The sequence below is a fragment of the Kitasatospora sp. GP82 genome, from assembly GCF_029892105.1.
Taxonomy (GTDB): domain Bacteria; phylum Actinomycetota; class Actinomycetes; order Streptomycetales; family Streptomycetaceae; genus Kitasatospora.
Genome location: NZ_JARZAJ010000003.1, coordinates 37,328 through 50,120 on the forward strand (window position 1 = coordinate 37,328; position 12,793 = coordinate 50,120).

Annotated in this window: 13 protein-coding genes; 10 read left to right on the forward strand and 3 right to left on the reverse strand. The window is 71.8% G+C overall.

Going from position 1 to position 12,793, the window contains the following annotated elements; all coding sequences use genetic code 11:
• The 5 genes from P3T39_RS03445 (at position 1) to P3T39_RS03465 (ending at position 3,343) form a co-directional block, all read left to right on the forward strand.
• Positions 1-411 carry a nuclear transport factor 2 family protein gene (locus tag P3T39_RS03445; RefSeq protein ID WP_280695785.1) on the forward strand — a complete coding sequence of 137 codons (411 nt, stop codon included), beginning with the start codon at positions 1-3 and terminating at the stop codon, positions 409-411.
• Between the two features lie 91 nt (positions 412-502).
• The gene (locus P3T39_RS03450; protein WP_280695786.1) at positions 503-991 is read left to right on the forward strand and encodes a MarR family transcriptional regulator; all 489 of its coding nucleotides are present in this window, start codon (positions 503-505) and stop codon (positions 989-991) included.
• 187 nt (positions 992-1,178) lie between these two features.
• Positions 1,179-1,835, forward strand: a complete 657-nt coding sequence (locus P3T39_RS03455) for a hypothetical protein (RefSeq protein ID WP_280695788.1) — start codon at positions 1,179-1,181, stop codon at positions 1,833-1,835.
• Between the two features lie 103 nt (positions 1,836-1,938).
• Entirely contained in the window at positions 1,939-2,733 is a 795-nt protein-coding gene (locus P3T39_RS03460) for a thioredoxin domain-containing protein (RefSeq protein ID WP_280695789.1), read from the forward strand.
• Positions 2,734-2,737: 4 nt separating this feature from the next.
• Positions 2,738-3,343, forward strand: a complete 606-nt coding sequence (locus P3T39_RS03465; protein WP_280695790.1) for a vitamin K epoxide reductase family protein — start codon at positions 2,738-2,740, stop codon at positions 3,341-3,343.
• A gap of 391 nt (positions 3,344-3,734) precedes the next feature.
• Here P3T39_RS03465 and ligD (P3T39_RS03470) read toward each other — a convergent pair whose 3' ends face one another.
• Positions 3,735-4,631: a non-homologous end-joining DNA ligase gene (gene ligD / locus P3T39_RS03470; protein ID WP_280695791.1), complete on the reverse strand. Its 897-nt coding sequence runs from the start codon at positions 4,629-4,631 to the stop codon at positions 3,735-3,737.
• Between the two features lie 4 nt (positions 4,632-4,635).
• Positions 4,636-5,694 (reverse strand): PHP domain-containing protein, encoded by a 1,059-nt coding sequence (locus P3T39_RS03475; protein WP_280695792.1) that lies wholly within the window; start codon positions 5,692-5,694, stop codon positions 4,636-4,638.
• 123 nt (positions 5,695-5,817) lie between these two features.
• Here P3T39_RS03475 and P3T39_RS03480 point away from each other — a divergent pair, with 123 nt between their 5' ends.
• Both P3T39_RS03480 and P3T39_RS03485 read left to right on the forward strand, forming a co-directional pair.
• The gene (locus P3T39_RS03480; RefSeq protein ID WP_280695793.1) at positions 5,818-6,099 is read left to right on the forward strand and encodes a DUF6158 family protein; all 282 of its coding nucleotides are present in this window, start codon (positions 5,818-5,820) and stop codon (positions 6,097-6,099) included.
• 70 nt (positions 6,100-6,169) lie between these two features.
• Entirely contained in the window at positions 6,170-7,567 is a 1,398-nt protein-coding gene (locus tag P3T39_RS03485) for an NADP-dependent succinic semialdehyde dehydrogenase (RefSeq protein WP_280695794.1), read from the forward strand.
• Positions 7,568-7,665: 98 nt separating this feature from the next.
• Here the strand turns inward: P3T39_RS03485 and P3T39_RS03490 are convergent, their stop codons facing one another.
• Complete coding sequence (locus P3T39_RS03490) at positions 7,666-8,679, reverse strand: Ku protein (RefSeq protein ID WP_280695795.1); 1,014 nt, start codon at positions 8,677-8,679, stop codon at positions 7,666-7,668.
• A gap of 356 nt (positions 8,680-9,035) precedes the next feature.
• Between P3T39_RS03490 and ligD (P3T39_RS03495) the strand changes: the two genes are divergently transcribed.
• The 3 genes from ligD (P3T39_RS03495) (at position 9,036) to P3T39_RS03505 (ending at position 12,635) form a co-directional block, all read left to right on the forward strand.
• Positions 9,036-9,950, forward strand: a complete 915-nt coding sequence (gene ligD, locus P3T39_RS03495) for a non-homologous end-joining DNA ligase (RefSeq protein ID WP_280696083.1) — start codon at positions 9,036-9,038, stop codon at positions 9,948-9,950.
• 50 nt (positions 9,951-10,000) lie between these two features.
• Positions 10,001-10,567: a hypothetical protein gene (locus P3T39_RS03500; protein WP_280695796.1), complete on the forward strand. Its 567-nt coding sequence runs from the start codon at positions 10,001-10,003 to the stop codon at positions 10,565-10,567.
• A 403-nt stretch (positions 10,568-10,970) separates the two neighbouring features.
• Complete coding sequence (locus P3T39_RS03505) at positions 10,971-12,635, forward strand: APC family permease (protein WP_280695797.1); 1,665 nt, start codon at positions 10,971-10,973, stop codon at positions 12,633-12,635.
• Positions 12,636-12,793 lie beyond the last annotated feature (158 nt).

The window sequence follows — 12,793 nt, forward strand, 5'->3', positions numbered from 1 at the left end:
ATGACCGACTTCCCGACCTCGACCGCCCCCGCCGACGTCGTCCGCCGCCAGTACCTGGCCTCGGCCGACGGCGACCTCGACGCCCTGCGGGCCACTCTCGCCGACGACGTCGAGTGGACCGAGATGGCCGGTTTCCCCCTGGCCGGCACCTACCGCACCCCGGCCGGGGTCACCGCCCACGTGATGGAGCGCCTCGCCCAGGACCGGGACGGCTGGACCGCCCACGACGACACCTATGTGGTGGACGGCGAGAACGTCGTCGTCCTCGCCCGCTACTCCGCCGTCAACCGGGCCACCGGCAAGGCGCTGGCCGTCCGGGTCGCCCACCACTTCGTGGTCCGGGGCGGGCTGATCGTCCGCTTCGAGCAGTTCGTCGACACCGCGAAGGTACTGGCCGCGATGCAGCCCTGAGCACTGCCGCGCAGCCGCCGGTTGGACGGGCGGCGGCACCGCCCGGGACGATGGGCCGGGCATCAGTTCGATCGACCAGGGAGGGCTCGCGGTGGCGGAGCAGGAGATCAGCAGCGGGGCACAGGCCGCCGCCGACCCCCGGATCAGGGCGGTCGGTGTGCTGCTGAACGCCTCCGCGCTGCTGGAGCACCAGCTCGGCACCGCGATCCAGCGCGAGGCCGGGATCAGCCACTCGATATTCGAGATCCTGCTGATCCTGGCCGAGCGGCCCGACGGCGCCCCGATGAGCGAGCTCTCCGGCCGGCTCGTGCTCACCAGTGGCGGCGCGACCCGGCTGGTCGACCGGATGGTCAGATCCGAGCTGGTCGAACGCCGCCCGTCGCCGAACGACCGGCGGGTCCAGCTGGTCTCGATGACCGAGCAGGGCGAGGCCGCACTCGTCCGGGCCGCGCGAGCACACGTCCGCGAGGCCGACCGCCAGCTGTACGCGGCACTGCCGCCGGGCGAGCTCGCCACCATGATCGACGCCCTCGACCGGGTCGGCAGCCATACCCGATCGCTGCTGCCGCCCCTGCGGTAGCTGCCGTGGGCAGCGCGGGAAACCGGACGCCGGCCAATGGCCGCACGCCGGTCAGGCAGAGCCCCGCGCCCCTGAAATCCTCGCGAATCCCCGCGCTTATCCCCGTCCGACGCCGCTCCGGGCACCCTGGTGAGGTCACTCACAACCCGTCGGGGCGGGTCCAGACCCTGTGGCAGACTCGGGAGCTATGCATACCAGCCAGACGTCCAGGACGATCCGGGCCGCGGTCTTCGCCGCCCTGGTCGTCCTGCTGGCTGCGCTGAGCCAGGTGGTGCTGACCGGGCGTCCACTGCCGGTCACCGTTCTCGCCGTCGCGGCCGTGGCGGCCTTCCTGGTCGCCTTCGCCTGCGCCGGCGCCGAGCGGGGCTTCGGCCGGATCCTGGCCGTCTTCCTCCCCACCGAGCTGGCGGTCAACGCCCTGTTCGACCTCGGCCAGGCCACCTGTACGGGCAGCGACGCCGCGCTGCACGGCGCCCGTCCCAGCCTCGAATCGCTGATCTGCGGCGGCGGCTCCGTCGGAGGCTTCCTCACCGACCCGGGCGCTGCGATGACGTCAGTCGGCGGCCTGTCCGTCCTGCTCGGGCATGTGCTGCTCGCCGTACTCGCCTCCTGGTGGCTGCGGCAGAGCGAACTGGCCCTGCGAGGCCAGGCCACCGTGACCCGCTCCCTGGGCGAACTGCTCGCCGGCGCCTGGCGCGTACTGCGCCCGCTCGCGCCGCTCCCGGCCCGGCCGGTGCTCCGGCTGGTGATCCCGCGGTCCAGCCGTGACCGGATCCCGGCCGACCCGGTGCTGCTGCGCCCCGCCGTACGGCGCGGCCCACCGGTCCTCGCCCCGGCCTGCTGAGCACCGTCCCGTACCTCACGCAGGCCCGCCGCACCCGGCCCACCCGTGCCGGGGCGCGCCCCGCCGAATCCGGACCGCGTGAGCACAGGAGTCCCACACCATCATGAGCAACCAGCAGAAGAAGCAGAACAAGTCCGCCACCGAGCGTCTGAAGGACGCCCGGCTGCGCGAGGAGAAGGCCGCCAAGGTCCGCCGCCGGATCGTCCTGGGCGTGTCCTGCGTCGCCGTCGTCGCGCTGGCGGCCGGTGTGGCGATCGCGGTGAGCGACAACGGCGACAGCAGCGCCGCCGCCTCAGGACCACTGGTCGTCCCTGCCAACACCACCGGCCAGGACGGCACCGTCATCACCTATGGCAAGGCCGACGCCCCGCACACCCTGAAGATCTACGAGGACTTCCGCTGCCCCATCTGCGAGCGGCTGGAGACCACCGACGGCAAGACGATCCAGCAGCTCGCCGACAACGGCACGTACAAGATCGAGTACCACATCGCCACCTTCCTGGACGCCAACCTGGGCGGCAAGGGCTCCCGGACGGCGCTGGCGGCCGCCGGGGCGGCGCTCAACGAGGGCGTGGACAAGTTCAAGCAGTTCCACGACGTCCTCTACGCGAACCAGCCGAACGAGCAGACGGACGGCTTCGGCGACGTCAACCACCTGCTCGACCTCGCCGGGAAGGTGCCGGGCCTGAAGACGGACGCCTTCGTCAAGGCCGTCCAGGACGGCACCTACGCCCCCTGGGCCGCCAAGGTCTCCAAGTCCTTCGACGCCAGCGGCGTCAGCGGCACGCCCACCCTGGTCCTCGACGGCAAGCAGCTCAACGTCTTCGACGGCAACGGCACCCCCGTCACCGCCGACCAGTACCAGGCCCTGGTCCAGCAGACCGTCTCGGCAGGGTGATCCGATGCCCCGTAGCGACACCGTCGGCGGCAGCCGGCGCCTCGCCTGGCTGCTGCTGGTCACCGGCGCGGTCGGCCTGGCCGCCTCCGTCGAACTGACCCTGGACAAGCTCCGGCTGCTCCAGAACCCCTCGTACGTCCCCAGCTGCAACATCAATCCGATCATCAGCTGCGGCTCGGTCATGCGCAGCTCCCAGGCCGCCGTCTTCGGCTTCCCCAACTCGCTGATCGGCCTGGTCTGCTTCGGTGTCGTGATCGCCGTCGGCGCCGGGCTGCTGGCCGGGGCGGCGTACCGGCGGTGGTTCTGGCTCGGCCTTCAGGTCGGTGTGGTCTTCGGCACCGGCTTCGTCACCTGGCTGATGACCCAGACGCTGTACTCGATCGGCGCGCTGTGCCCGTACTGCATCGTGGTCTGGTCGGCGATGATCCCGCTGTTCTGGTACACCACCCTGCACAACCTGCGCAGCGGAGTGATCCCCGTCCCCCGCCCGCTGCGCCCGGCCGTCCGCGAACTGGCCCGCTACCACTGGGCCGTCCCGGTGCTCTGGTACGCGGTGATCGCCCTGCTGATCCTGGACCGCTTCTGGTACTACTGGCGCACCCTGATCTGACGCCTGCTGTGCTCAGCGGAGGTCGTGTCCCGGGTCGGTCCACCGGGCCGCGGCCTCCCAGGCGTCCAGGGTCCGGCGGTCACCCGGTCCGCAGGCGGCGCTGTACTCGCGGACGAGCTGGCGACAGAACCTTGGCCGCACCGACCCGGCCGTCGCCGGAGTGCCGGCCGACGGGCATCCCGCCGGCCGGCCCGGGAGGCAGAACGCCCGTCGGCGGGGCGGGCACGGGGGCCTGCAGCTCCTCCAGCTCCTTCTCGGTAGCGGGTAAGGCGCGCAGCATGACTGACGCTCCGTCAGCGAAGGCGAACTCGAGGTACGAAGCCACGACGATGATTCTGCCGACTTCCGGCCGCCGCCGCAGGCTCATCGTCGAATCCGCCAACAGGGCTGGTCAGACTGGCAGTTCGCCTGCGTTCCGCGGATCGGCGAGGCCGGACATCGGGTCGCGGGGGCGGGCGAGGACCTGTTCGGGGGTGAGCAGGAGGTCCTCGGGGTTCCGGCAGGTGCGGACAGCGGTCCAGGTGAGGGGGGCGGAGACGGCGGGGCGCGGGCCGGCGCGCAGCGAGTACGGTGCCGCGGTGGTCTTGGCGCTGGCGTTCTGGGACCAGTCGACGAAGACGCGGCCGGCGCGCAGCGACTTGTCCATCCGGTCCACGACCAGGCCGGGGCGGGCGGCGCGCAGTCGGGCGGCGAGGCGGCGGGCGTAGTCGGCGGCGGCGCGCTCGGGCACCGGGCGCAGCGGTACCAGCAGGTGCAGGCCCTTGGCTCCGGAGGTCTTGGGCCAGGCGGCGAGGCCGTCGGCGGCGAGTTCGCGGCGGGCGAGCAGGGCGACGGCGCAGCAGTCGACGACGGTCGTGCCGGGCCCCGGGTCCAGGTCGATGACCAGCCGGTCGTGCTCGGCCGGGTTGTGCTGCCACTGCGGGACGTGGATCTCCAGTGCGCCGAGGTTGGTGGCCCAGAGCAGGGTGGGCAGGTCGGCGACGACGACATGGCGCAGGGTCTCCTCGCGGTGGTCGACGTCGAGGGTGGTGAGCCAGTCGGGGGCGCCGGGCGGCACCCGTTTGGCCCAGAACCGCTCTCCGGCCACGCCTTCGGGGAAGCGCAGGAAGGAGGCGGGCCGACCCGTGAGGTGCGGCAGGAGCAGGGGGGCGATCTGCAGGTAGTACCGGAGGGCGGCGGCCTTGGTCCAGCCGGTCTCGGGGTAGTAGACGCGGTCGAGGTGGGTGAGGCGCAGCCGCCGTCCCTCGATCTCGGTGACGGTGGCGGTGGGGTCCGGGGCGTCGGCCACCGGGTCACCGCCGGGGCCGGGGGGTGCGACGGGTGCCGGCCCAGGTGAGCAGCTGACGGACCGTGAAGGTGGTGACGATCCGCTCGGGCCCGATCCCGGCTGCGGCGGCCCGGGCGCAGCCGTAGGGTTGCCAGTCGAGCTGGCCGGGTGCGTGGGCGTCGGTGTCGATGGCGAACAGGCAGCCCGCATCGGCGGCGAGCCGGATCAGCCGACCGGGCGGATCCCGGCGCTCGGGGCGGCAGTTGACCTCTACGGCGGTTCCGGATTCGGCGCAGGCGGCGAAGACCTTCTCGGCGTCGAAGCGGGACTCGGGGCGGGTCCGCCCGGAGCTTTCGGGGTTGTCGGGATTGTCGCCGACCAGGCGGCCGGTGCAGTGGCCGAGGATGTCGCTGTGCGGGTTGCGGACGGCGGCAAGCAGCCGACGGGTCATCAGCATCGGCTCCATCCGCAGTCTGGAGTGCACCGAGGCGACCACCACGTCGAGGCGCTCCAGCAGTTCGTCCTCCTGGTCGAGGCCGCCGTCCTCCAGGATGTCGCACTCGATCCCGGTGAGCAGCCGGAACGGAGCGAGGCGCTCGTTCAGCTCGGCGACCACGTCGAGCTGCTGCCGCAGCCGCTCGGGGCTCAGGCCGCGGGCCACGGTCAGGCGCGGCGAGTGGTCGGTGAGGACGGCCCAGGCGTGGCCGAGGTCGCGGGCGGTACGGGCCATGGTCTCGATCGGGCTGCCACCGTCCGACCAGTCGGAGTGCAGGTGGCAGTCGCCGCGCAGCGCCGCGCACAGCTCCTCCCCGCCGGTGGCGAGCGGCACCGTGGCCCGCTTCTCCAGGTCGGCGAGGTAGGCGGGGGTGCGTCCGGCGGCGGCCTCGGCGATCACCTTTGCGGTGGTCGGCCCGACGCTCTTGAGCCCGGCCGCCGAAGCAGCCAGAGTGGAGACATCGGGATCGGCCGCGAGCCGGGCGCGCACCGCCTCTGCGGCACGCCTGAAGGCCTGCACCCGGTAGGTCGAGGACTGCTCGCGCTCCAGCAGAAAGGCGATCCGCTCAAGCGCCCGAACGGGGTCCATGTGGCGGGAATTGCCCGGTGCGGCACCCGGGGAAACCCGGTTTCCGCAGCCCGCACGGGGGCACCGGTACACCGGGGACGCAGTTGTGGGGGGTCCATTCGAGGGGGCCAAGGAGGAACGGCCATGCGAGACCCCGACACCACGGTGAACCGGTCCGAGGGCATCCCGCCGCCCGCCCTGGAGACCGACGTACTGCTGCGCGAACTCGCCCAGCTGCACCGGACCCGGCACGAGACCTTCCTGTACGGCTCCGAGGAGGCGCTGCACCGCCACACCCTGCGCACCGGCCAGTTGGAGGACGAGTACCTGCGGCGTGTCCCGCTCCGCCATGTGACGGCCGGGCGGACCAGGAACGGCGCCCGCGCCCGCGAGGCGGCCGCCCGCGCCGAGGCGCACCCTGAGTGAGAACACACCAGCCGAGACCCGCTGGGTGAGAACGAGCCCGACAGCCGGGCGGACCCCGGAGTGAGGCCCTATGCCCATCGCAACCGTCAACCCCGCGACCGGGGAGACCCTGGAGACCTTCGAAGCACTCGACCGCGACGCCCTGGAGCTACGGCTCGCCAGGGCGGAGGCAGCCTTCCGCGAGTACCGCACCACCGGCTTCGAGTACCGCGCCGAACTGCTGCACCGAGCCGCCGATCTGCTGGACGACGACCGCGACCGGCTGGCCCGGACGATGACCACCGAGATGGGCAAGCCGCTGGCCCAGGCCGCCGCCGAGACGGCCAAGTGCGCGCGGGCCCTGCGCTGGTACGCCGACCACGGCGCGGCACTGATCGCCGACGAACTCCCGGGCGAGGAGGACGTCGCGGACTCGGGCGCCGCAGCGGCGTACGTGCGCTACCGGCCGCTCGGGGTGGTACTCGCCGTCATGCCGTGGAACTTCCCGCTCTGGCAGGTGGTGCGGTTCGCGGCGCCCGCGCTGATGGCGGGCAATGTCGGCCTGCTCAAGCACGCCTCGAACGTTCCCAGGACGGCGCTCGCCCTGGAGGACGTGTTCCGCCGGGCCGGGGTGCCCGAGGGCTGCTTCCAGACGCTGCTGATCGGTTCCGACGCGGTGGAGGCGGTGATCCGCGACCGACGGGTGGCGGCGGTGACCCTCACCGGCAGCGAACCGGCCGGCCGCTCGGTCGCGGCGGTGGCGGGCGACGAACTGAAGAAGACGGTACTGGAACTGGGCGGCAGCGACCCGTTCGTGGTGCTGCCGAGCGCGGATCTGGGCGCCGCCGTCCGGACGGCCGTGAAGGCCAGGACGCAGAACAACGGGCAGTCCTGCATCGCGGCGAAGCGGTTCATCGTGCACTCGGACGTCTACCCCCGGTTCGCGAACGAGTTCGCGGAGGCGATGCGAGCCCTTCGGGTCGGCGACCCGATGGAGCCGGACACCGACATCGGCCCGCTCGCCACCCGGCAGGGACGGGACGACCTGAGCGCGCTGGTCGCCGACGCGCTGGCGCACGGCGCCGTCGCCGAATGCGGCGGCCGGCGTCCCGACGGCCCGCTGGAGCAGGGCTGGTACTACCCGCCGACCGTGCTCACCGGGATCACCCCCGCGATGCGGATCCACCAGGAGGAGGCGTTCGGCCCCGTCGCCACGCTGTACCGGGTGAACAGCCTGGACGAGGCGGTGGCCCTGGCCAACGACACCCCGTTCGGCCTGAGCTCCAACGTCTGGACCACTGATCCGGCGGAACAGGAGCGGTGTGTCCGCGACATCGAGGCCGGCGGGGTCTTCTTCAACGGGATGACCGCCTCGCACCCGGCCCTGCCCTTCGGCGGTGTCAAGCGCTCCGGCTACGGGCGCGAGCTGGCCGGGCACGGAATCCGCGAGTTCTGCAACGTCACCACCGTCTGGCTGGGCGCACGGTAGCCCAGCCACCGACCCGCCAGGAGCACGCTCGGCGGGCGGCACGTTCTGGGAACATGCCGCCCGCCAGCTGTTTCTGACGGATACTCAGGACGATCGACTCAGGACACCGCACGCAGGCGCCGGCCCGGGCGGGCGCCGGCCTCCAGGGCCCGCTGGAGCTCGTCGCGGTTCATGGTGGAGCGTCCCTGGATGCCCCGCTCGGTCGCCATCCGGTACAGCTCGGCCTTGCTGAGCGCGGACAGGTCGGGTGCCTCCGCAGCCTTCTTCCTCCGCGCCTTCGGCCGCTGCTTCTCCGCTTCCTCCTCGCCGTCTCCCTCGCCCGCGCCCGCGCCGCTGCCGGCCTGTCGCAGGCTGCGCTGGAGGACGTCCATCAGGTCCACCACATTGGTGGACTCGGGCGCCGGGGCAGCGGCCACGGTCTCCCGGCCGGCGAGCTTGGCCTCGACCAGCTCGCGGACCTGCTCGCCGAAGGTGTCGTGGTAGGCGGCCGGCTCCCAGTCGATGCTCAGCGCCTCGATCAGCTGGCGGGCGGCGGCCAGCTCCTTCTCCCGCGGCTGGAACTCGCCGGGGAGGTTGTCCACCTCGCGGTGCGGATCGCGGACCTCCTCGGGGTAGTGCATCGTCTGCAGGACCAGCAGGTCCGCCTCGGGCCGCACGACCGCCAGGTACTGCCTGCCGCGCATCGAGAAGGCCGCCAGCCCCGCCCGCCCGGTGTCGGCCATCGCCCGCAGCAGCAGCCCGTACACATTGGCGTACTCCTTGCTGCGCGGACCGAGGTAGTACGTCCGGTCGAAGAAGATCGGGTCCACCTCCTCCAGCCGGACGAATCCACTGATCTCGACCGACCGGGACCGGCCCGGCGAGAGTTCCTCCAACTCCGTGGGCTCGAAGACCACGTACTCGCCCTCGGCGACCTCGTACCCCTTGACGATGTCGCCGTACGCGACCTCCTTGCCGGTCCGCTCGTTGACCCGCAGGTTGCGCACCCGGTCGGAGGTGCCGCGCTCCAGCTGGCGGAAGTGCGGCGAGTGGTCCTCGGTGGCCGCGTACAGCCCCACCGGGACGGCGACCAGCCCGAAACTCAGGGTGCCGGTCCAGATCGGTCTGGCCATGGTCGGCCTCCTCCGTCCTCGGGCCCGCGATCGCCCGCCGTGCGGCCGTCCCGGATGTCAGCGTGCGGCCGTCGCGGATGTCAGCGTGCGGATGTCAGCGTGCGGATGTCACAAGGCGCTCCACCCCCTCGGGCGCCGCTGTCCATGGTCCGTCGGGTGTGGTGGATCGGCCAGTCCTCCCCGGCCGTGTGGTCAGCCATGTGGTCAGCGCTGGACGGCCGCGGGTACGCGCTCGGGGGAAGTGCCCGGTTCCCGTCCGGCGGCGGGGCGGCGCGCGGCGGGCGCACTCTGGAGGGGTGACCACATCCGCGCGCCCGTCCGCAGGGCCGGGACCGCTGCCCGAGTCGATCAGCCCGATGCTCGCCACCTCCGGGGCGCGCCGGGAGTTCGACGGCAACTGGATCCTGGAACGCAAGCTGGACGGGATCCGGGCGCTGGCCTTCCGCGATGGCGACCGGATCCGGCTGGTCAGCCGCAACGGCAAGTCGCTGGAGGCCGGCTACCCGGAACTGGTGGCCGCCCTGGCCGCGCAGCCCGTCCAACGCTTTGTGGCGGACGGCGAGATCGTCGCCCTCGACCACGGCGTGACCAGCTTCGAACGGCTCCAGCGGCGGATGCAGCTGCGCGACGCCCGCCGGGCGCAGGCGACCGGCGTGGAGGTCACGTACTACCTCTTCGACCTGCTGCACCTGGACGGGTACGACACCACCCGTCTGCCGCTGCGCTCGCGCAAGAAGCTGCTCAGACAGGCTATCCGCTACGGCGGTCCACTGCGGTTCACCGTCCACCGCAACGGTGACGGCCCGGCTCCGCTCGCCGAGGTCTGCGCCCGGGGCTGGGAGGGCCTGATCGCCAAGCGCGCCGACAGCCCGTATGTGCAGCGGCGCTCACCCGACTGGCTCAAGCTCAAGTGCTCGGCCTCGCAGGAGCTGGTGATCGGCGGATTCACCGCCCCGGCCGGCAGCCGGGTCGGCTTCGGCGCGCTACTGCTCGGCTACTACCGCGACGGCCTCCTGCACTACGCGGGCAAGGTCGGCACCGGCTTCGACACCGCCACCCTGCACCGCCTGCGCGCCAGCCTCGACGCCCTCGCCCGGCCCGACTCCCCCTTCGCCGAACCCGTCCCCGAACGCACCGCCCACTGGGTCGAGCCCTCCCTGATCGCCCAGGTCACCTTCACCGGCTGGACCCACGACGGCCGCCTCCGGCACCCCCGTTTCCTCGGCCTCCGCGACGACAAGCCCCCCGACGAGGTGACCCGCGAGTCGTGAGCGCCCAGGGGCACGGACCTCGGCGGATGCCACCGAGCCGCAGGGGTCGAATGAGCGACACTGAAAGCATGGACGAGTCGCACCGGCCTGCGAAGGGGGACATCTTCACCCCGCCCGTGGTCGTGCGCCCACCGACCCGTGGCGCGCGACCGTACCGCCGCGTGGAGATCTACGGACAGCTGGTCGGCAAGGCGTACGCCGAGGCCGACGTGGCCGAGTTCATCCGGCACGCCGGCGTAGACGAGCCCGACCTGGACGACCCGGACCTGGTCGGCTGGCGCGGCGGCGACCGAACGGTCTGGTCGGCGGAACCCACGCCAAAGCCCGAACCGGCAGAACCACCGGCCCAATCAGCCCAGCAGCAGCCCGAGTTGGCCGAGCCGCCGACCGAGATCGAGCCCACGGCCGCGTCCACCGAGCCGCCGGCCGAGCCCGAAGCCGAGCCCGCGATCGCGGCTGAGCGCGAGCCCGAGGCTGAGGCTGAGCGCGAGCCCGAGGCTGAGGCTGAGGCCGAGCGCGAGACCGAGGCTGAGGCTGAGGCCGAGCGCGAGACCGAGGCTGAGGCTGAGCCCACGGAGCCGTCGCCGGAGTTGGCGGAGCCGCCACCCGGCGCCTGACGTCCGGTGTCGCGCGACCGCGCGGCACCCGCACATTCGCGTGCTCGATCACTCGCATACTGTCGCGTAACAAGCCGAGTTGGTATGCCGCAGCCGTGGAACGCTGCATAGTTTTGCGGCCGAGCCCGGAGAATCACCGGCGGGCCCCCACATCCCTATGCGGCCGAGGGCGATTCGATGCCACCCCGCGGCGCTTTCTCAAGTAATCCTCAAATCTCTGTCACCCGTCCCGACCTGCACAGACCCAACTCCCGGAACCAGCAACCGAATTGGCTCCGAGATTCGCCGAGCGCCGTCAACGGAAGATAACTATTCGGATTCATGGGGTGTTGCCCGGGAATCCCGCGCACCTAACCTTGGGCAACTCTCAACCCCCTGCCACCGCCCGAGAGGCAACTCCCCCATGGCAAATGTCCAAGAGGTCGCCAACTCCGCCTCCCCGCCGACTGGATCATCCAGTGGATCCGGCGGCCGTTCTCTCCGCCGCGAAGTCGGTCTGATCGGTCTGCTCTGGGCCTCCGTCGGGTCGATCATCGGCTCCGGCTGGCTGTACGGCGCCAAGAACGCCGTCGTTGCGGCGGGTCCCGCCGCCGTCATCTCCTGGGGCATCGGCGCGGTCGCCATCGTGCTGCTCGCCTTCGTCCACGCCGAACTCGGCGGCATGTTCCCGGTTGCCGGTGGCACCGCCCGCTACCCCCACTACGTCTTCGGCGGCCTCGCCGGGATGTCCTTCGGCTGGTTCTCCTGGCTTCAGGCGGCCACCGTGGCGCCGATCGAGGTCGAGGCCATGATCGGCTACGCCGGTCACTGGGAGTTCGCCAAGGGCTTCCTCAACGACAACGGCACCCTCACAGTCAGCGGCTTCATAGTCGCGGTGCTCCTGATGGGCGTGTTCGTCGCGGTGAACTTCCTCGGCGTCCGAGTACTGGCCCACACCAACTCGACCGCCACCTGGCTGAAGATCTTCGTCCCGCTGTTCACCATCTTCGTGCTCGCGGCGACCCACTTCCACGGCTCCAACTTCACCTCCCACGGCTTCGCCCCGTTCGGCCCCAAGGGTGTGCTCGCCGCGATCAGCACCAGCGGCATCATCTTCGCCCTGCTCGGCTTCGAGCAGGCGATCCAGCTCGCCGGGGAGAGCAAGAACCCCAAGCGCGACATCCCCCGCGCGGTGCTCGGCTCCGTGGCCATCGGCACCCTGATCTACACCCTGCTCCAGGTGGTCTTCATCGGCGCCCTGCCGGTCTCCTCCTTCGCCAAGGGCTGGGCGAACCTGGACTTCGCCGGTATCAGCGGTCCCTTCGCCGGCCTCGCCACCGTGGTGGGCCTCGGCTGGCTGGCCGTGGTGCTGTACTTCGACGCCATCGTCTCCCCCGGTGGCACCGGCCTGATCTACACCACCTCCACCTCCCGTATCTCCTACGGCCTGAGCAAGAACGGCTACGCGCCGCAGCTCTTCGAGCGGGTCAACGGCCGCGGTGTCCCGTGGTTCGGCCTGGCGGTCTCCTTCTTCACCGGCGTGATCTGCTTCCTGCCCTTCCCGAGCTGGCAGGAACTGGTCGGCTTCATCACCTCGGCCAGCGTGCTGATGTACGCGGGCGCTCCGCTGGCCTTCGGCGCGCTGCGCCGCCGCCTGCCGGCCCGGGAGCGTTCCTACCGGCTGCCGCTCGGCGGGGTCATCTCGCCGCTGTCCTTCGTGGTCGCGAGCCTGATCATCTACTGGACCGGCTGGCACACCCTGGCCCGCCTCGGCATTGCGATTCTGATCGGCTACCTGCTGCTCGGCAGCTACGCGGCCTACGCGATCCGCAAGGGTCTGCCGAACGCCCCGCAGCTGAACTGGAGGGCTGCTCAGTGGCTCCCGGTCTATCTGATCGGTCTGGGTCTGATCTCGTGGCAGGGCGGCTTCGGTGACGGCGCCGGCAACCTGCCGATGTGGTGGGACATGGCCCTGGTGGCGCTCTTCTCGGTGGCGGTCTACTTCTGGGCGATCCGGGTCGCACTGCCCGCCGAGCTGATCGAGCAGAACATCGAGGAGGTCGAGGTGGTCGACGAGGGCGGTCACTGACCGCCCCGCCACGGGCGACTGCCTCGGACGGAGCCCGGCCCTCACCCCCTCTCCCCAGGGGTGAGGGCCGGGCTCCGCCGCGTGCGGCAGGACTGTCCTGCGGTTGTGGGAGCGGCTGGTCGGTGCTCAAGTGGAAGCGGCCGCAGCGGCGCCGCCAC